Below are 23328 nucleotides of genomic sequence, written 5' to 3' on the forward strand. Positions count from 1 at the left end.
AGGCATGCTTTATATAGCGTAAATATCGGCGGTGGTATCTTCATTGCCTGCGATATCACTAATAGTGGCTATTACTGTGTCCCCATGACTAAGTGCAGCGCCGCTAATCGACCACATGCCCGACTGAACGCTTGTCATACCGCCATCACCACCATAAGCCGCTCCATTCAAAGTCACCGCTATTATTGCGCCGTCTTCACCAGACACGTTACCGCTTATGCTCGTATCACCCACCAAAGGTTCCGCTGAGCCGCTGCTCACTGGCGCCTGAGTATCGATGGTTAAGTCATTGCTTGCTAACGTAGTTTTATTCCCAGCAACGTCTTCCGCGGTAACGGTATATTGGTAAACGCCGTCGTTTAGGGCGGAGTCTAATGTCGCCGTCCATTCACCATTTGCGTCAACCGTTGTGGTGGCTATAGCGCTGCTACCAAAGACAGTCACGGTTACACTATCGCCCACGCTACCTGTTCCTTCAAATGTTGGCTGATTACTGTTCGTTATACTATCGGACGGTGACAAGCCAGAGTCGGTATCTTCCGTCAAACCATTCTCACTGACTGTTGGCGCTGAGGTGTCAACACTGTAGTTGTTACTACTACCGCCTACCCCTACGTTCGCGTTGATGTCGGTAAAGCCATTTGCCAAAGTAATAACATTGGCGGTGTCTTCAACATCAGCACTTGGTGTCAATATCGCGGTCCAGACGCTGCTATCTTGCGAATCTTGTGCCAGTGCTGACAAAACGCCATGACCTATGATCAAATCAGACAATTCGAGATCATTCACTGCTTCGCTAAACTGCAATGTCACTGTGGCTGTGTCGCCTATTTTCAATTCAGTGTCGGACAAGGTAATCGAGGTAATTGTCGGTGCTTGGGTGTCGACAAGGTAAGATCCGCTGGTCGAAACCGTCCCTATATTGCCGACAGCATCGACATAATTCGCACTTAAGCGCACCGAATTGCCGCCGGCTTCCGTGTTTATTGATGGCGTTAAAGTGACGGTGTATTCCGTTTCGCTGAGCCTAACCAGATGACTCAAAACACCGTTGTCAGCAATTAAGTCTTCTAGCTCAAAATCGCTGACATTTTCTGAAAACAAGATATTCACCTGGGTACTTTCGCCCATCGACAACACGGTGTCACTAACGGTAATCGCGGCCGTTGGTGCGGTACTGTCTATTGTATAATTGGCGCTGGCGGCAAGGGTGCCTTGATTTCCAACCCAGTCCTCGTAGGTGGTCGCCAGCGAAATACTGTTTGTGCCTTGATCAACGCCCATATTAATGGCCAAGGTTGCTGTGTATTCGGTGTCACTCACTTTGATTAAATTACTTAATACACCATTGTTAGCCGTGATATCTTCTAACGCAAACGACGACACAGCCTCACTGAAAATCACCGTTACTAGGGTTGTATCGCCGCCTTTCAATGCGTCGCTGACCAGCTCGATGGTCGCGGTGGGGGTGCTGGTATCAACGACAACGGTAAAATTTTTGGATGAAGGGTTACCCGATAAATCTTCGTTCAATAGGGTGATATCGTGGCTGCCATCACCCAAACTGGATAAATTAAAACTCCAATAGCCAGAGGCGTCTAAAGTAATATCTTGGGCTGTATCGCCATCAATCGAAATGGTTAAAAAGGTATTCGGCTCAGCTCGACCAGAAAGCACTCGCGCCTCACTGTTCCATAAAATATCCTCGGTTGAGTCTTGATCCTCCGCCCCGCCATTGTAGTTAAAAGTGGGCGCGAAAGTATCTACGACAAACACCTGATTTACTGAATATCTGCTATTGCCCCACTGATCGCTCGCGCTCACACTGGCCTGAAAAACACCATCCGTTAAACCCGTTGCCGTGACACTCCAATCACCATTTGCATCGGCGGTCGTAGAATAATTAACGCCATTTAGCGTCACTCTGACTGTTGCACCCGCATCTGTCTGACCACTAAAAGTCGCACTGTCACTAGATCCATAGAAAAAGTCACCATCTCTGGTGAAGTCACTCACCGACCAATTAAAGGTATCGATCCCGTTATTAATGTCCACTGTGATGACCTGACTGTCCTCATTGCCGGCCCGATCGACCCATGAAATCGTTAATTGATGTTGGCCATCCGATAATGCTTCAGGCAGACGAATGGTAAAGACATCACTCAATTTATCACTGGTATAACGAGTCCAGTTACCGCTTAGGCTGCTATCTACAGGGGTAATGCGCATGTTGTAAATTTCATTTTCAACATGGCTGCGAATAGAGAACTGACTTATGTTGGTATAATAAATATCGTCGCCATCGTCATCAAGGGCTCCACGATAGCTGTTCTCATTGGAATAGTTAATCTGGACCGCAGATTGAACGTCGACTTGAGTATCGATAACAAATTTCAGATTGCCTGAAATCGCTTCGTTCGACGCGATGTCTGTCGCCGATACTTGAACATAATAATCCCCGTCAGGGTAAGTTTGCCCATTGGGTAATTGCCAATTAAACGAATTCGCTGTTGCCGTAAAAGCCTCTTGGTAAAACACCGTTCCATTTGCAGAGCCGCTGCGGACCACCACGGTAATTTCATTGTCTTTTTCAGTCAGAATGCCAAAGCCCGGATTTGTATTACTGGTAATTTCATCCAACTTGTACAGCGTATCATCACTTTCTTTCATCCAGATGCTGGCACTGATACCCGAGTCAAGAATGACGCTGTTATTGACAGTGGTAACATTACCCGCGACATCTTCCGCTTGTAACTGGAAGTTGTATAACAAATCCGACAGTTTAGGCGTGTCAATTAACCAAGTACCGTCATTAGCGACATCCGTTCTATACTCTTGACCTGAGATCGTCAAAGTAATTTTATCGCCCGCGTCTCCGGTGCCAGAAAAACGTACTTCCCCCGGGTTGTCAGAAGCCGCATATTCGGCTTCGTTAATGATCCCATCATTGTTGGTATCGTAATCCATTTGCCACGTTAAATTGGGGTCCGTTGTCTTAACGGTAAAAGACAGTTCGGCCGGAATTAAAGACAGATTACCTGCCACATCACTGGCCACCGCAGAAATAGTATAAGCGCCATCGTCCAATACTCCAGGGCTGTAATTCCAGTTTCCTGACAATCCAACATAGGCCGTGGTTTCTTTTACTACATTATCGTTAGCATCTTTTAAGGTAATTGTAATAATCGATTTTGGCTCGCCTTCACCCGAGAAAACAGGGTTTGACACATTGGTAATGCCATCGATAATCACGCCAGCGCCCCACACCTCGACGGTGCCGGTATCTGATGTACTATCAAAGCTCATGGTTAAATCGGCCACCGCGGTATCAACCACAACTTCCTCAATGGTCAATGAGTGATTGTTACCCGCGGCATCAGACACATTGAACACCACCTTGTAAGTGGCCGGATCGAAATTTTCTCCAAAGTCCGCCGTGTAATAACCTGAATTATTTGACGTCAAATTCAGTGTATTGAGTACTTCGTTGCTCGTATTGTACAAAATAGCTTCGATGGTATTTCCAGGCTCTGTTATACCCTTTAGAACCAAATGCGTTTCATTTGAGATGAAATCTGTGTCCGATTCACCCGAATCGTTTTCTAAATAGGTTGTAAATTCGATGTTTGTTTTAACACGAATCGAGTCTTGAATTTTGGCTTCATTGTTGGCCGCATCTGTCGCTACAATAATATAGTTGTGATAACCATCAGCCAAAGGCGTTGTTATAGGCAATTCCCAATTACCATTTTCATCCACTAGGTTTGTAGCAGCAACTCCATTGGCATCTTCTCGGTAAACATAAATTTTTTGCCCATTTAATTCGACATAAAGCTGGGTAAACTCACCTTCAATCGTACCGGCAAAACGCGGTGTATTATCTGAAGTGATGCCGTCGGAATCTGACATACCCGAATCATCATCTGGGTGCAGCCCCCCAGTAATGGTGGGTGGCACACGATTAATGGTAAACGCTCCCGTGTAACTTGCATCGCCCCCAACACGGTTATCCGCCTTATCGATAGAAGTGACAACGTAGGTATAGTCGCCTTCCGACAAACCCGGCACAGCCAGTAAATAGGTGCCATCACTTTTCGTTGTGGCACTGAGCGCAGACACCTGCTCGTTCCGGCCATCAAAAATAACCACAGAGACATTGGCACTGGGGTCTGAAGTACCGGTTATCTCTACTGACGAGGCATTAGTGATTGCCTCCCCGCCCGATGAATCTGTCGATGCACTTAAGCCAAATGTCAGGGTGTTTTGTGTGTCTATGATTACGGTGTGAGCGTCATCATCTGAATCGACCCCGACTTTTACCGACCTTGCCGAAAAAGTGTAGGCGTCATCAGGCAAGTCAATGTCCACGGCAATTTGCCAGTTCCCTGCCGAACTGGGCGTGGTTGTATAGACCTGAATGTCGGCATTAAGCGAATTAGTAATGGTCAGCGTGACAGTCGACCCTGGCGTGCCTCGTCCAATAATGGTGGGGTTATTTTCATTGGTTAAAAAGTCGAAACTACTGCCCGAGTTAGAATCGTCGGCTAAATTAAATTCTAACGGAATAAAATTAGGCTGAATGACCACCGTATCGACCACTTCGGTTTCATTGCCTGCGGCATCGGCCGCAATCACTCTAAAAGTATGGTCTGCGTAACTCAAGGTAGACGTGGTAATAGTAAAATCACCGTTCCCATCTGCTCGGCCAAAGAAGTCTTGCGAGTCAATTTTTAAGGTTATATAGGCATCAGGTTCACTCTCACCAACAATATTTAATACTCGATCGTTGGTTGTGTCGTCGGTGCCATCAACAAAGTCAGCTTGAACCGCAACATTGCTTAACATTGGCGCTTCGGTGTCTATCACCAACAAACCGGATAAATTTGTACCGAGCGCTGAGGTGCTGTTGCCTGCCGTGTCGACGGCAGAAATGCTCCAACCATAGTTACCATCAGAAATATCATTAAAAGGTGTGTAACTCCATACCCCAGCAATATCAGCGATCACCTCCTGTGAAACATTTCCTATTTGAATGGTCACTGTGGCTTCTGGATCGGTCGTACCAGAAAAAGTCGGTGTCGGATTAGAAGTATTACCATCGACATCAGACACACCAGAGTCGGACTCTTTTTCAAGCCCCCCCGTCAGCTCAATACTGCGGTCTACAACCAGCTGTTTGGTGAAGGCCGTGCTGAGGTTATCCGCATCATCTTTTGCCTGCACCTTGATGGCAAAAGTGCCTTCCACAAAAGTGTTGATATTGAACACGTATTCAAAATCACCCACTGTATCCGTTGTCGCATTGCCTAATACACTGCCATTTTTATAAAAATAAATGATCGCATTGGGCTCTGCCGTGCCCGTCAGCTTAAAATTGCCTGTGGCATCGTTAGTAAGCCACTCGTCGAGCTTAAGTGAGTTGCTGTTATACAGTTCAACATTGCTTACCACTGGTGGGGTTGTATCAACCGTGAGGCTGCCACTTGCCACGGTGCTCGACACATTACCGGCAAGGTCTTTGGTGGAAGCCGTATAACTAAAGCTGCCATCAGAAAAAGCCTCACTCACCGTTAAGGACCACACGCCCGACGCATTGGCAATGGCGGTCGCAGATTGCGTCACGCCATTGCCTAAATCAAACGTCATGGTGACTTCAGAGAAGGGCTCGGCGTTGCCTTGGAAAGAAGGCGTAGTGTCGTTGGTTTTATTGTCACCCTCTGTGCCAGAATCTGTGGTCAACACTATGTCCGTTGGTGCAGCAGGTTCTGTGGTATCAATCACTACCGCTTGCGTCACCGTACCGCTGGTGTTGCCGGCGATATCGGTGGCAAACACCTCAAACGTGTACTCATCAGCCACTAAATTCTCAGTCGGGCCATAGCGCCACTCACCCTCCGATACAGCAACATTCACGTCGCCGCTACCATTAAAGTTAATGGTCACAAATTCCACATTGCCAGAGGTAGTGCCTTCGAAAGTCAAAGACTGCTTGTTGGTAATAAAATCGGTCGTGCTCAAGCCTGTATCCTCGCCCGATACCAAGGCCACAGAGTCTACGGTTGGAGGTGTGGTAATGACCTGAATAATAGGGCTTTCCCATCTAGTACTTTCGTTACCGGCCTTATCGACTTGGTACACACGCACTTCACCAGAGGCATAACTGCCTTCTTCAAGAGTAAAGCTGGTGCCAGTTCCTGGCGTATAGTTTACGCCTCTATCGAGACTGTAATACCAGATAGCGCCCTCTTCTAGGGTCACGTTTAATTGACCATTACCGGTTATCCAGTCTGTGGCATCAGAGCCTGTGTCTGATGCAAGTACCACGGCAGGTGTAACAGGTGCCGTTACATCCACGACCACCTGCCCCAGACTTTTCACTGTGCCTTCGTTACCCGCAAGGTCGTACTGGCGTACTTGTATATCACCTGCGTCGTAAGTGGTGTTATCTGTCAATGAGAATATATTGGTGTCGCTGTCGCCCGCATTCCAAGTAGTACCGCCATCTAGGGAATATTTCCAAGTGGCGCCAACTTCAAGGTTAGACACACGAACCTCACCATCATTGGTGTACCAATCCGTACTCGATGAACCGGTATCCTTTACCAAGCCAACGGTCGGCGCTGCAGGGATGGTTGTATCTACCTCCAAGGCTTTAGTCGATGTCCACTTGGTGCTCACGTTACCTGACACATCGCTTTGGCGTACTTGAATCACGCCAATACTGTAGTTGCCTTCCGCCACATCAAAACTGGTGCCCACGCCCTGCGTCCAAGACGCACCATTGTTGGTGCTGTATTCCCAGGTGGCATTGGTTTCGATGTTCCCCACCACGAAGGTGCCGTCGTTGGTTACCCAATCGTCGTCCAGCGTACCCTCGTCATTTTCTAACACCACGGTTGGTGCAGCATAAGGTGTTTGATCAATGATAATCGACTGTTCGTTTGTCCAAACATCACTGTCATTGCCCGCCAAATCTCGTTGCTTCACTTGAACCGAACCCGCTTCATACACGCCTTCAGTTAATGTAAAGGAAGAACTGGCGGTCACTTCTGTCCAAACACCGTCCGCAGAGGTTCGATAGAACCAGCTGCCGTTCGCTTCAACGCCAGACACATTCAACTTGCCGTTGTTAGACGTCCAATCGGTGGCACTTTGGCCGGTATCGGCATCCAGAGTCACCGTCACAACAGCAGGCTTGGTGTTGTCGATGGTGATGGCCGGTGCTTTTACCGATAAGCTAACATTGCCCGCCACATCCGTTTGACGCACTTGCACCTGTTCATTGGAATAGATTTTATTGTCCGCCAGTGTAAAAGTGGTGCCTGTGCCCGTTGTCCAGGTGCTCCCATTGTCCAATGAATATTCCCAGCTCGACCCTGTCTCTAAGTCGTCAACATTGAGTTGACGATTTTGGGTCACCCAATCGCTGTTCTGAGCGCCAGTATCTTCTGACAAACGAAGTGATGGCGTTGCCACCTCATTATCAATCACGATGGCCGACGCGTTCGACCATGCCGCCGACTCATTTCCTGCCAAATCAAACTGTCTTACTCGAACGGTGCCTTGCACGTAGGTGGTATTGCTCGCTAAGGTAAAGCTATCTCCAGAACCTGCTAGCCAGTTCGTACCGCCATCTGTGCTGTATTGCCAGGTGGCATTTGTCTCTAAACCGCTAATGGTCAGCTCACCATTTTGGGTAATAAAATCTTCCGCACTAATACCAGAATCCGACGCTAAGCTTGCACTCAACGCATTTGGGTTAACTTTATCGACAATGAAGTTCTGCGTTGCGGTTTGGCTGTTGCCGGCCACATCGGACGCGGTGGCCGTGAGTGTATAGGTATCGCTGCCAAGATCTGTGGTGTACTCGTAGCTCCACACACCTTGTGAGTTCGCGGTTACGGTTGCGATTAGTTCACCATCAACGTTAAGACGGACACTCGCGCCAGCTTCTGCGGTCCCAGTGAAGGTCAAGGTGCCATCCGAGGTATAAAAATCACCCGCCACGTTGGTATCATCGCTGATGCTCGCTATGGCGACATCTGGCGCTTCGCTGTCTATGGTGAAACCTTTACTGTAGGAAGCGGTATTGCCTGCTACGTCGGTCAGCGTCATAGTCAAGCTATGACTGCCTTCAGACAGGGCATCAACACCTCCGATAAGGGCTTTATATTCATCAAAACTGATCGACCAGCTTGCCGATTCCGGCATCGCCGCGATGGTTTTCACTAACGTACCATCAACATAAAGCTGTACCTTGCTGCCCTGCTCAGCCGTACCATTAAAGGTTGGGGTAGTGTCTGAACTGATCCAATCATTGGTAATGTTTGAATCCGTAGACATGCTCACAAAACTGCCGATTGGGTTAGTGGTGTCTACTTCGAAAGCAAACTCCGCCGCGCTACTGGTATTACCCGCTTGGTCAACCGAGGTTGCCTTCAGCGTGTATTCCCCTTCTGCCAAAGTGGTGCCCGTGTAATCGAATGTCCAAACACCGCCTGTGTCGGCTTTTACTTGCCCAATCACACTGTCGTTTACTGATACCACCACCCAAGCGTTGGCTTCCGCCGTGCCGTTAAATTTCAATGTTTGAGAGTTGGTAATACCGTCGTCTGTAATGGCCCCTGAATCTGGGGAAATCCCCACAATAGACACCGTGGGTGCAGACGTATCAATGGTAATGGTGCGCTGTGCAACATCACGGCTGTTGCCCGCTGCATCGGTCGCGATCACGTTAAAAACATGACTGCCCTCTGCTAATGTGTTGGTATGCGCATACGACCAAGCACCATTGGCTTGAACGGTTGCCAAACCTAACAACTGATTTTCGCTGTCATAGACTCTAACGGTAGCGCCCGCTTCCGTTGTTCCCAATAACGTAAGAGACTGATCCGATGTATAAAAATCGGTTTCTGTTGTCTCATCGTAATCGTGTGACGTATCTTCAGAAATAGCATTGAAGCTCACCACAGGCACAGTGAAGTCGGTAGTGATAGCCAAGGTTGCCGACGGCGCTGGGTTTCCAGATGCATCCGACACATTGGCTTCTATGGTGTAAGGCGTCGCGTCATTCAGGGCACTTAGGCGCGTACTTGGCACAGTCACCGACCAGGTTCCATCACTGGCGACCGATCCGTAATAAGGTTGGTTATTAAAAGTAACCGTGACCTGCTGCCCTACTTCTGCGTCTCCTGTGGTGCCGGTAATCTCTAGTGCCTCACCACGTTCAGCAATGTTCAGAACATTGTCGCCAAGATCGTTAATCTCTATGGTCGGCGGGGTAAAGTCTGTTCTTAACGTCTCAGATTTGTTTCCGGTGTTACCTGCTAAATCACTGACTGACAAGGACACTGGATAGGTGGTGTTGTCGGTTAGATCATTCAAATCCGAAGCAACAACAGACACCGACCAAGCGTTATCGGCAATAATCGCCTCGTAGGTTTTGCTGTTCAGCGTGACAAGTACTTTTTGCCCATCGGCCACATCATCCGTAGTGCCCGTTATAGTTAAGCCAGCATCTCGTTCAACCGTGTTGAGCAATCCGTCTTGGGCAATTGTCGACACCGTAATCACTGGAACAGAAGTATCCACAGTGACGTTTCGTGTCGCTGTATCCGCTTCATTACCGGCTACATCAGTGACGTTAGCGACCACAAAGTAATCGCCATCGTTCAATCCGCTGATCACAGAATCAGGAATCGATTTAGACCACACGCCGTTTTGTACTGTCGTGGTCGTTGTGTAATCACCCAGTGTCAGTGTCACTGTTTGACCATTTTCGGCATCACTCGTACCAGACACCAACAGCGCTGTTGAGGACTCAGCCGCATTGATGTAGTCATTATTAGACAACAAATCAATGGTCAGATTTGGCTTAGTGTAATCGGTGATCAAGTTCGCCGTAGCTTCAACCGCCGCATTCCCCGCGATGTCTTTTACATTCGCCGTTACTGGGTAGGTTTGCCCATCCACAAGGTTGGCATCGGCTAAGGCAGACGCAGGAATCGTCCAGGTATTATTGGTCACCGTGGTTGAATAGGAAACGTAATTGAGTAAAACAGTCACAGACTGACCATTTTCCACGCCTACAGTTGAGCCAGAAATCACCAATGCTTGACCTGCTTCAATAGCATTTAAATAGCCATCACCGGAAAGAGTATTGATGCTGACTTCAGGAATCGTTTTATCCACACTAAGGGTCTTGGACTGCGTGGTAATATTGCCGGCCACATCCGATACCGATACCACAACACTGTGAGGTTTAGCATCGGCTAACGCACCAACATCAGTACTGTTGATCTCAGCCAACCAATTGCCATTGCTGATCTCCGCCGTGTAGGTTTTGCCATTTAATTCCACCGAGACATCACGCCCATCCGCCACGCCAGATACCGTGCCCGATATCGTCACCACACTCTGTGATTCTTGCAAGTTAACCACATTATCTTCGGCGATATCATTGATGATCAGCGTCGGCGGCGTGATGTCTTTATAAATATCGCGGCTTGCTTGATTAGAAACGTTACCTGCTTCATCTGTCGTTTGTGCATAAACAACGGTGGTGGCGTTATTTTGTAATAAAGCCACTTGCTCAAGAGTCAGACTTAACGACCAGTTTTGGTTTTCATCCACGGTTGTTTCGTAGGTATTCGAACCCAATGTCACTTCTACTGTACGACCCGACTCGGCTCCAGAGGCTGTGCCAGAAACAATCACCGCCTGACCAGATTCGCTAAGGTTAATATAATCATCTGTTGCAACTATATTGATGGTCACCACGGGCGCCGATAAGTCGGTGGTGAAGCTCGCGTTTTTCGTGGCGCTGTTGCCCGCCACATCACTTACACTCGCCGTGACCGTGTAATCTTCTGCCGTTAACGCCGCTACGTCATCGGCTGGAACCACGATAGAAAACACATTACCGATAACGGTAGCGGTGTAGCTCTTATCATTTAAAGACAGAGACAATATCTGATTGTTCTCAACATCCGTGGTTGTCCCCGTGATCGTCAGACTCTTACCAGACTCAACGATGTTCAACACACCGTCCGCCGCAATCTGATCAAAACTGATTGTCGGTGACAATAAGTCCACTAAAACAGTGCCTTCTGCTGTCGCTTCATTGCCCGCTACATCGGTTGCCGTCACTTTATAGTCATAAGAATCACTGTCCAAAGCATCCACCGCAGGCACAGCAATGCTCCAAGTACCCTCTGAGCCAACCGTACTCGTATGTGTTTTACCGTTAATGAGCAAAGCAATAGAAGCGCCCACTTCACCCGACCCTGAAAAAATCGGTGTCGCGATATTGGTAATACTGTCTGTGCTCAAATTACCCTTATCAGAATCGGCGTCCAAACGCGCGGTAACGGTCGTCGCCGTGTCCAGAGTAAACACATAATCAGGCATCGCCGCCTCGTTTCCGGCGACATCGGTAACAGAAACAGTGACGGTATTTTTTCCGTCCGCTAATTCGGGATAAGTCACGCTCCATGTCCCGGTATCTGACACCTGGACAGTGCGTACGACATTATCAATCGATAAAGCGACTGTCGCTCCCGCTTCAGCCGTCCCGGTTAGTGTCGGCGTCTTGTCGTTGGTGATTTTGTCCGTATTGCTTGATCCCGTATCACTTGATGACAAAAGCCCAATACTGAAGTCTTCAGTCGGTGCTTGAGTGTCTACTGTGATACTGCCCGACAAGACTTGCTCGTTACCCGCCACATCCACGGCGGTTAAGCTGTAAGCATGAGTGGCGTCGGTCAGTGCGTCGCCCACTTGTGCGGTCCAGTTACCGCTGGCGTCGACGGTGGCATTGTAACTTTGGCCGTTGATGCTCAGGATCACCACAGAACCCGCTTCCACGTTGCCTGCGAAGGTCGGTTGGGTGGTTTTGGTGAGATCGTCTGCGTTGCTGTCGCCCGTGTCCGAGGCCGCTTGTAAGCGACCGGTAAAGCTGGCGATTTGTGTGTCGATGGTGAACGAATCGGTCTCGGCAGCCGTGCTGTTGCCCGCCACATCGGTGGCCACCACACGGTAATTGTAAGTACCTTGAGGCAAGTCAGCAGTCGGTGTGTAGCTCCAGGTGGTGCCGATCACTACCGCATCGAACGTGTTGTTGTTTATAGTAATTTGTACCGTCGAGCCAGCTTCCACCGTGCCCGTTAAGGTCGGTGTGGTGTCATTCGTGATGCCATCGCTGTTGGTGCCCGTGGTGTTGCGTGGATCACGGCTGTCGCTGGCCGTGGCCAAGTCAGTCGTTAGGGTCGTAGGGGCCGTGGTGTCGACGGTAAAGGTGTCGCCATTGAGCGTGGTGGTGTTGCCCGCCACGTCGGTCGCTTTGACGGTGTAATTTTGCTCGCCTTCGCTCAGCGCTTCACCCGCTGGTACGGTGATGCTCCAGTTACCATCGCTGTCCGCTTGGGTTGTATAGACCTTATCTGTGCTGCCTGTGCTTGAGATCGTCACCACGATGTCTGCATTGGCGTCCGAGGTGCCTTTCAAGGTCGGTGTGGTGTCATTGGTCAAATCGTCACTGTTCGACACGCCGCTGTCGCTCTCCACCGCTAAAGCGCTGGTCACCTCTGGATTCGTCGTGTCCACCGTAATAGCGCGACTGAGTGTGCTGATGTTACCGGCTTTGTCTTCGGCTTCAATGGTGTAATTGAGCGTGCCATTGGCTGGCAGGGTTTCGCCAGTCTGTAAGGTGTAAGTCCAAGTGGTGCCGGTCACGGTCGCTTGGTATTCGCCACCGTTGATCTTCAGGGTAACTTTGGCGCCCTCTTCAACCGTGCCTTCAAACGTCGGTAAGCGATTATTAGTGATGGTGTCGTCTGATTCACGACCTGTGTCGTTGTCCGCATCGGCTTTTAAACCACCGGTTAATGGCGTTGGATTGCTTGTATCCAGCGTCAATTTACCGGTCACTGGCGTGGCGGTGTTGCCCGCGTAATCCACGGCGCTGATGGTGTAGTCGTAATCCGTGCCGCTCTCTGTATCACCGCTCGTGTCGGTTAAAGCGTCGGACTCAGGAACCGTGATCGACCAGGTGGTTTGACCTGCAGCCACCGTGGTGCTGTAGGTTTTTTCATTGATCAACACAGACACGACCGTGCCCGCTTCCGCTGCACCGGTGAAGGTCGGCGTGGTCACGTTGGTGAGGTTGTCGCTGTCACTGAAGCCGTTGTCGCTGTCGGCGTCCAGACGACCACTTAACGTCGCCACCAAGTCCAAGGTAAAGGTATCGGTAATTTGTTTCGTGTTACCCGCCACATCCTGTGCGGTCAGGGCGTAAGGATAATTGCCCGCCGTGGTCAGAGCCGTGTCAGGCGTGATGCTCCATTTGCCATCGCCATCCACGGTGACGGTTGTGTTTTGGTTATCTAACGTTAGGGTCACTTTAGACCCCACTTCGCCCGTTCCGGTGAAGGTCGGCGTGGTGTCGTTGGTTAACGCGTCGTTGTCGAGTGTGCCGGTATCGCTGTCCGCGTCCAAGCCACCGGTGAAGTTGTCAGGATCGGTGAGATCGATTGTCGCCGTGCCGCTGTCGCTCGCTACGTTACCCGCCACGTCAGTCGCCGTGATGGTGTAGTCATGATTGCCTTCTGGCAAGACCTCGGTGACTTGTACCGACCAATTACCGTCGGTACCGATGGTGGTTTCGTAGTCTTCGCTGTTGATCGTCAACACCAGCGTCGCGCCCGCTTCGCCTGTGCCGTTAAAGGTCGGCGTGGTGACGTGGGTGATTTCGTCGGTGTTCAAAAAGCCTTTGTCGCTGTCCGCGCTCATGGCACCAGCGACAGTGGTGGTCGTGTCGACGGTGAAGGCGAAATCTGTCATGTTGGCGATGTTACCCGCCACATCAGTCACATAAACCGCCACGGCTTTTACGCCATCGGCTAGTTCTGGGTAAGTCACGCTCCAAGTGCCGGCGTCAGACACATCAACAGCACGAACTGTATTATCTACTTTTAAAGTAACCGTTGAGCCAGCTTCCGCTGTGCCCTCAAATGTAGGGGTTTTATCGTATGTAATCTTATCGGTTAAACTCGATCCCGTGTCACTACCAGATGCCAAACGAATGGTAAAATCCTGCGTCGGCGCAACATTGTCTATTTCGATGCTGCCGGTTGCCGTCGCTGTGTTGCCCGCTAGATCCGTCGAGCTAACGGTGTAGGGTTTTGTGCCATTGCTCAGCGCATCCGTGACAGTCGCCGTCCAGTTGCCAGACTCATCTACAATCGCGGCATAAGTATTACCACCAATAGCTAAACTGACCGTCGCACCAATCTCTGCGGTGCCGTTAAAAATTGGCTTGGTTGCATTGGTAATGTCGTCGTCGTTTTCACGGCCACTGTCACTAGCGCTGCTTAATCCACCTGTCACACTAGTTTCTGTGTCAACCGTAAAAGACCCTATAACAGGGACCGTACTATTGCCCGCCGCATCCGTAGCGATCGCTGAAAATGTTTGCTCACCTTGAGACAGTGACGACGTTAACGCCACCGACCAAACGCCACTAGAGTCGACGTCCGTGACATATTGACCACCAGCAATGGTTACTCGAACATGGCTGCCCACTTCGCCCGTGCCGGAAAGGGTGGGTTGAGTTACATTAGTAAGCTTGTCAGTGTCTGAATTACCCGAGTCCGACGTCTGAGACAGACTGGCTGTAAAGGGCTGTGGCGCTTGTATATCGACTTTTATATCGCCTGATATCGCCTGATATCGTACTTATATTACCAGCCAAATCTGAGGCCGTGACCACATAATGATAATCATCCTGTGCAAGCGCATTGGTAACCTGTGCCGTCCAATTACCGTTATCTTGCATAGATGCCAAATATGAAACGCCATTAATGGTGAGTTCAACCAATGCACCAGGCTGAGTGGTGCCATTAAAACTGGGGGTGGTGATGTTCGTAAGACCGTCGTTATTCGCATCACCAGAATCAGAAGCGGTAGATAAGGTGGCCGTAAGAGCGGGAGCTAGGGTATCAATCGTCAACGTGTCTTCAATGGTTGATTCATTGCCCGCTTTGTCTGTCGCGATTAATCGATAAACGTGGGTTCCATCCGACAGTTTGTTGGCAAAGGGAACACTGACAGACCAGTTACCTGACTCCGTTACGGTGGCATTAAAGGTAGCGCCGTCGATCTCAATTTTTACTGAAGACCCAGTTTCAGCAATGCCTGTGAACGTCGGCGTGCTGTCGCTGGTAACCCCATCTGGTGCCCCTGTATCCGAGTTCGCGGCAAGCGCTCCCTGAAAAGGCGTAGGGTTACCAAGATCTAGCGTGAAGTTTTTATGAATTTGCGTTGCTTGGTTACCGGCCGCATCCGTTGCATCGATGGTGTAAGGGTATGTTGTACCGTTAATGTCATCGGTTAATGGCTGCTCAACCGTTAGGCTCCATCGTCCATTTGACGTGGCGGTAGTGACATACTCCTGACCTGAAACCGTCACCATCACTGTTGCGTTCGCATCGGCAGAGCCGCTGAATGTTGGCGTGGTATCACGAGTTAAACCATCACTAAATGAGAGGCCTGTATCACTGGTGTAATCTAAGCCTCCCGTTAAATTAATAGTGGTGTCTAGGGTAAAGCTGCCGGATAGGCTCTTGCTGTTACCAGCGACGTCCGTGGCGAGTAAAGCATAAGGATAGTTTCCTGACGTGGTCAGCGCTGAATCTATTGTTATTGACCAATTACCCTCTTCGTCAACGCTCACTGTTTTTGATTGATTATCAAGCGTTAGGCGAACACGAGATCCTACTTCCCCCGTACCACTAAAGGTGGGTTGAGTAACGTTGGTTAACTTGTCGCTATTGCTGATACCTGAATCGCTGGCAGAATCCAAGCCACCAGTAAAGGGAGTTGGCGCTGTGGTATCAACCGTCACTTGTCCATTCGCTTCGACGCTGTTACCCGCCTTGTCGGTTACCGTTGCGCGATAGCTATGGTCACCTTCGGGCAGGTTATCGGAAACCGTAATGCGCCAATTACCTTGATTGTCTACCGTCGTCGTATAAGTTTCATCGTTGATCGTTAGGGCAATAGTGGCGTTAACTTCCGCGGTGCCAATAAAAGTAGGCTGGGTTTGCGATGTTATGCCATCATTATTTTCAAAGCCTAAATCTGACCCAGACGATAAACCCACAGTCAGTTGCGTGGTGGTATCAACCGTAATATCGAGCGAGGTGGTGGACTCGTTCCCTGCGTCATCAATGGCTTTTGCTGCTATTGTTACTAGGCCATCATCTAATGAGTCTAAGATGACTGACCAGGTTCCACTGTCGTTGACCGTGGTATTTTTCACTTGGTTACCGGCGGTTACCTCGATACGGGCCCCTGGCTCACCGGTTCCGACAATCGTAGGGGTATTGTCGTTGGTTAAACTGTCCCCTTTTTCTGCGCTGTCGCTGGCCTGTGCGAGCGTTAAGGTGAAAGGCGTTGGCGACGTGGTATCAACCACTACCGTATTGGTCGTCACGGCGGCATTACCCGCCAGATCGGTCGCTGTCATAGTATAACTATGCCCACCCTCGGATAACGGTTGAGCGGCGGGAATCTCAACTTGCCAATTGCCTTGAGTGTCAACCATGGCCTCATAAGAATAACCATTAATCACCAACACCACACTGGCACCAACTTCTGTGGTTCCAACAAACGTTGGCGTGTCTATTTGGGTTAAGTTATCGCTATTGCTGATCCCCGTATCCGAGCTGGCCAACAAACCACCAGTAACAAAGGTACTAGTGTCGACAATAAAAGAACCGGTTACTGGCTGAGTTTGATTACCGGCGGCATCGGTCGCAACCACGCTATAAATGTGTTCGCCGTCGGATAAAGACTCAGAGACTTGTACACGCCAAACGCCGCTACTCGCGGTGGCACTGTATTGCTGCCCATTGAGGGTCAAAACCACTTGCGCTCCCGTTTCTGCCGTACCGGCGATGAAAGGCATGGTGGCTTTGGTTAGGTTATCGTCGAAGGAAGCGCCTGTATCACTGCTTTGCTCCAACACAGCGGTTACGTTTAACGGAGAGATTGTATCCACGGTCATCGCGCCATTAATCGAAGCACTGTTCCCCGCGACATCCTCTGCCGAAATCACATAATCAAAATCGCCATCGGGCAAAGCCTCCGTCACTTGCACCGACCAGTTACCGTTACTGTCTGCGGTAGTAGGATACTCCGTTGCGTTTATTAACAAGGATATATTGGCGCTCGGCTCTGCAATGCCCTTAAAAGTTGGGGTATTAACATTAGTCATACTATCGCTGTTGGAACGCCCCGAGTCGTCTTGCTGAACAAGCCCACCTTGAATAGTGGGTGCCGTCGTGTCTAACACGAAAGAGCGCGTCAGCAATGAAACATTACCCGCAAGATCTGTTTGCGTCACTTGGTAGGCGTAGGTGCCATTCATGGTTCGCTCTGGCAATGACAATGACCAGTTGCCCGTACTGGATACGGTGGTGGTAAACGACGTATTATCCATTACCACGACAATGCGGGCATTCGCTTCGCCCGTCCCTTGCAGTGTTGGCGTCGTTTCTTTGGTGATGTTATCGGTGCTGGATTGTCCGCTGTCCGATGCACCGGCTAAATTCGCCGTAAGCGGCGTGGGTGCTTGCGTATCAATGGTTATGTCCGCGCTGACTTGCGCGCTATTACCAGCCACATCGGTAGCGATGGCCGTGTAAGAATAGTCGCCATCCCCTAACGCTTGCGAAACTTGAAGACTCCACTTTCCCGCATCGTCTACCGTTGTTTCGTAACTCTCATCGCCGATGTCTAAGCGAATGCTCGCCCCGTTCTCCCCTGTGCCATTGAACGTCGGCTTGTTACTATTTGTGACGCCGTCTGTATTTGACTCACCGGTGTCACTGCTGCTTTTTAGACGTGCGGTGACAGCGGTTGTAGAGTCTACTTCGATGTTGCCCGATATTGTGGCTTGGTTGCCTGCGATGTCTGTTGAAGTGACCGTATAATCATGCCCACCATCGGTTAACGCATTGGTCACTTTTACCAACCAAGTACCCGCCTCAGTAACCGTTGTTGAATACGTTTGATTAGCAATGGTTAATGCAATTTGAGCGCCGGTCTCTGCGTTACCAGAAAATTCAGGCTGCACCAATTTAGTTAGCTTGTCAGTGTTGCTGTCACCTGTATCGGAGTTAGCCTCTAAACCTCCCGATAACGTAGTTTTGGTATCGATGGTAAGTCCTTGGTTTAAAACACGTTGGTTTCCAGCGGCATCCACTGCACTAATTTGATAGTCATATTGACCATCAGGAAGCGCACTTACCGTGTCGACTCGCCATGAGCCTTGATCATCAACAACGGTGTCGTAAAGCACACCGTTGAGCGTCATTGTAACTTGAGCACCCTGCTCAACCGTTCCTAAAAAAGAGGGGGTTGTGTTTGACGTAACACCGTCTTGATAAGAAATGCCCGTGTCAGAGGAAACAGACAAGCCGCCTGTTAATAATAAAGGGCTTGTTGTATCAATCGTAACGCTGCTGTTAATAATCTTTTGATTTCCTGCCGCATCCGTACTAATCAGTCGATAAGCATGTATCGCGTCGGCCAGAGATTGATCGACGGCCACCGCCCACGTGCCGTTGCTTTGCACTGTGGTAAGGTACGTTGCGCCATCAATCTCAAGTGAGACTTGAGCGCCGCGTTCACCGGTTCCTGAGAATGTAGGTTTAGTGGCTTGAGTAATCGCATCCGAGCTTGAAGACCCCGTATCTGAACCTGCATCTAATCCACCGGTAAAGTTGATGAGTGTATCAATAACCACCCGCCCACTGAGTGTACTGGTGTTTCCTGCTGCATCGATGGAGGTCGCGTTATAATCGTATTCCCCATCGTCCATGACGGCTTCTATTGCGATACGCCACTCTCCGTTAGCGTCGACCACAACCTGATAGTCATTGTCCGCAATAGTGAGTGACACCGTCGCCCCTACTTCGCTCATGCCAGAAAACACCGGCCTTGTGTCATTCGTAACACCATCCAGACTGGACGAGCCCGAATCAGATCCGACACTTAGCCCACCACTAAACAAAGGCGCTTGGGTGTCTACGGTGAGCCCATTGTCAACCGATACGGTGTTTCCCGCTTTATCCGTGGCTTGAACCGTGTAGACAATATCGCCATCTGCCAGTGGGCTGGTGACATCAATAGACCAAGACTGATCACTGTTTGCGATAACGCTGTAAGACGCACCCGCAATAGACAGGTTTATCACAGCGCCAGCTTCTGCTGTACCGCTAATAGTTGGGGTATTTACCTTAGTTAATGCATCACTCGACGACTCACCAGAATCACTGGCAGAGTCCAGTTTTGCGGTCACAAACAGTGAGGTATCTATGGTGATAGAGCCTGTTTTTTGGGCTGTATTGCCTGCTTTGTCCGTCGCGACTACTGTGTAATCAAACTCGCCTTCTGGCAAAACATCACTCACAGTAATCGCCCACCCCCCTGAAAGAGGCACCACAGTAGAGTAATTTTGACTGTTAATAGTGAGCACCACAGAGGCACCCGGCTCGGCGGTTCCTCCAAACACAGGCGTGGTATTTTTGGTTAAATTATCGCTATCGCTCTCACCGGAATCACTGGTGGCCAATAATCCACCCGTTATCTGCGTGTCGGTATCAAGGGTAAATTCGCCCGTTAAAAGCGAGGCATTGCCAGCAGCATCTTCGGCGGTTAATGAATATTGGTACACCGCATCGGATAACTCGAGTGGCACATTCACGTGCCAATTTCCTGCGTCATCTACCGTCGCGGCTGCAGAAACGTTTTGACCCGCAATGTCAAGTGTTACAGTCGAACCTGGCTCAACCGTTCCCGTAAAATCAGGTTGTGTGTTATTCGTCAGTTGATCATTTGAATCGCTACCTGAGTCTGATTGCGCATCAAGACGGCCCGTAAAAGATTCCGGTGGTAACGTATCGATCTCAATACGACCTGTTAACCGTTGATCGTCCGATAAGGTATTACCGGCTAAATCGACGGTGTTGAGCTGATAATCATAAGCGCCATCAACCAATGTCACAGGTACCAAAATAGACCAGTCACGGCCTGCGTTGACCGTTGTGGTGTAAGTTTCACCCCCAATCGTTAAACTTACCGAAGCCCCAGCTTCACCGGTACCGCTAAAGGTAGGCGCCGCATCTTTGGTCAAATTATCCGTACTAGATTGACCAAGATCAGAAAAAGACGCTAAGCCTCCAGTCAACTCAGCAACGGTATCAATCGTCAATGCGTGACTAACCGAGTCGGTTTGGTTACCCGCTGCGTCTTTTGCCGATACCTCAAAACGATACACACCATCGGCCAGCGAATCGGTAACCGCTAATGTCCAGCTCTCAGAGCTGGTGACTCGCACACTGTCACTAGAGACCAGATTATCGCCCTGATAAATCGCCAATGTCACATCACTGTCTGCTTCTGATGTCCCTGAAAAAATGGGGTTAGTCGCATTCGTAATGTAGTCACTTGAAGAAGCACCTGAATCGCTTGCATTCTCCATCGCCGCTGTAAAAGAGGCCGGGATTAAGGTATCGATAACAAAGGCTTGACCAGTTGTCGCAGAGTTACCAGCGGAGTCTACGGCATCCACTTGGTAAGAATAACGGCCGTCAACTAAATCATCCACAAAGGCAAACTGCCACTCGCCATTTTCGTCGACAACAATGTTGTCGCTGATAACGTCCCCCTCTACGGTCAACGTTAACCTTGCTCCTGCTTCACCGGTTCCCGATAAAGTCGGCTTAGTTAACCTCGTTACGGCGTCATCATCAGATCGACCTGAATCACTCAATGTATCTAACTGAGCAGTGACAGCAGTACTGATATCGACCGTCATAGTGTGTTCAATAAGCGGAGACTGGTTACCCGCTAGATCCGTGGCCAGAATACGGTAAGTGTATTCACCCGGCTCAAGCAAATCTGTGATCTGTAAAGACCAGAGACCATTCATACCCACTTGAGTGCTGTATTCCGTATCGTTTATTGTTACCACGACCGTGGCTTGGGCTTCCCCTGAACCTGAAAAAAGCGGAGTTTGTACGTTGGTTAGATAATCATCTGCCGAGACACCGCTGTCTGACGCTGAATCTAAACCGCCACTTAATGACGTCACGGTATCAATGGTAATTTCATGGGTCACTAGCGTTTGATTGCCGGCCAAATCCATCGCGATTACCGTGTATTCATAGTTGCCAGGGGACAGGCTGTCCGACATCTGAATGTACCAGTCACCATTACTATCAGACGTGGTTTGATAACTTTTACCATCAATTGACAGATTGATTGATATTGCCGCTTCCGTAACACCAGAAAATTTGGGCTGAACATCCTTAGTTAAACTGTCTGAATCGCTGTTACCCGTGTCACTTTCGGCGTCCAGTCGAGCCGTGAGCACAGGAGGCTGCGTGTCAATGACTAAAGTGCTCGCCAAGGTTTTGGTATTTCCAGCGAGGTCTTTAGAGGTTAATGAGTATTCATAACGACCATCTTCTAACTGCATTTCTGGGTCAATAAACCAAGCACCATCACGGCCAACATTAGTCTGCCATTCAAGCCCATTCAGCACCAAAACAACCGCCGCCGCGTCATCACCCGTTCCTGAAAACGTCGGATTAACTTGATTCGTAATATCATCACCCACAACATTACTGTCTAACAGCGCAGTGAGCCTCCCGTCAAAATTCAGCTGCGTATCGACCGTGAGCGTTGCTGTCAATTCAGCCGATCGATTGCCCGCCACGTCGACAGAAACCACTTGATATTCTTTATCAATCTCATCAAACAAGGCCGTGGTCACTGTCATCGACCATTGTCCATCTGCACCGACTTTTTCTTTATAAACACGCCCATCGATGGTTAACTCAATGGTCGTGTTGGCTTCGCCTTGACCAATAAAAGTGGCCTTCGAATCAAAGGTAATTGTGTCTGTATCGCTGTCACCGGTATCACTGGAGGCACTTAACCTAGCATCCGGTTGTACAGGGGATTGAGTATCAATAACGAGCGTTTTATTTGTCGTCGCGGTGCCACCCAAAAGCGTCGTTGTGGTCACCAAAGCAGTGTAAGTGCCATCCGGCAGCGTACTAACGATAGTAACAGACCAAGCACCGGCGTTATCAGCGGTAGCCAGCTCAACGGCACCATTTAAAGACATGGATATTGACGCCCCAGGATTAGACGTTCCGACGAACGTTAATCCCTGCGCGACGTTGGTAATAAAGTCACCTGTCACACCAGAATCAGTGTCTGCGCTCAATGTAACGGTTAGCTTTACCTCTTCCTTTTTTTCTTCGACGTTACTGCTTTTAGAAGAAGGTGCACTCGAAGAAGACACCACCACTTGTTGTATTTGTGGTTGTGGTAGGATTTTTTTGAAACCAGAGCCGCTCTCAGTGCTTTTTTGTGTTGTATCGCCTTGCGCTTCTGCCAATTCAGGGTTAGGCAAAACGCCCCCCTCTTCCGAGGTCTCTTCGGCAATGGCGTCGACATTCAAAGCCCCATCCAATCGATTGCTCGCGGTGCTTGCATTCTCAGCCGCCACCTCCTCATCTTCGTCAAGTTGCTTTTCTCGCGCGGCTAAGGCCTCTTCTTTAGCCTCAATGTCTTCCTTCAGTGCTTCAAGACGAGCGGCTTCTTCCGCAAGCTGCTGTAACCGTAACTCGGTTTCATCTGGCAACGCGTCTTTTTGTTCCGCTTCCTTCTGCGTAGATTGAGTACCCTCACCCGAGCCGGAACCGCTTTCTGTGAGTATGTTTTCTAAAAAAACGTTCTCAACCTGATCAAGACTTAAGTTGGATGCCGACATGATGTCAGTAATAGAAACAGGCTCGCCGCCTGAAAAGACTTCCATTTCTCCTGAGGCAATTTTCACAAGCGCGTCTGGTATAACCACATCTTGCCCATCAGCGCCCTTGGTGAGTAAATCAAACCCAACGACTCTGATATTCTGCAAACCCTCAACGAGAATCCTTTCCATTTACCCTAACCCCTGAATCAAAAAAACAGCCATAAACCACTAAGAAACAACACGGTATGACACAATAAAACACAATTGAATACATTTAATAACAATAACAGTACAACAAAGAACATGCACGCCCTGCCATACAAAGAACAAGCAAAAAAACACTGCGAATATCACTTTAAAAGGGGCGTTATTACATAAGGTAATCAGGAAAAGGAGGCGCCATTCGTTTGCAGAATAAACACAAGCCATAACTGAACAAAACAGCATGGCAAAAATATACTTAACATAAAAAGAGGGGCAACTCAGTGCAAGGACAT

At 49.4% G+C, this 23328-nt stretch carries 2 protein-coding genes; both read right to left on the reverse strand.

Annotated features, from left to right (window positions below; genetic code table 11):
* Positions 1–9: 9 nt before the first annotated feature.
* Positions 10–14718, reverse strand: a complete 14709-nt coding sequence (locus FXV75_RS10920; protein WP_316247124.1) for an Ig-like domain-containing protein — start codon at positions 14716–14718, stop codon at positions 10–12.
* Positions 14639–23020 (reverse strand): Ig-like domain-containing protein, encoded by an 8382-nt coding sequence (locus tag FXV75_RS10925; RefSeq protein ID WP_148833355.1) that lies wholly within the window; start codon positions 23018–23020, stop codon positions 14639–14641. The genes FXV75_RS10920 and FXV75_RS10925 overlap by 80 nt, the downstream gene beginning before the upstream one ends.
* Between the last annotated feature and the right edge of the window lie 308 nt (positions 23021–23328).

The sequence above is a fragment of the Marinomonas sp. IMCC 4694 genome (genome assembly GCF_008122525.1).
Lineage (GTDB): Bacteria > Pseudomonadota > Gammaproteobacteria > Pseudomonadales > Marinomonadaceae > Marinomonas.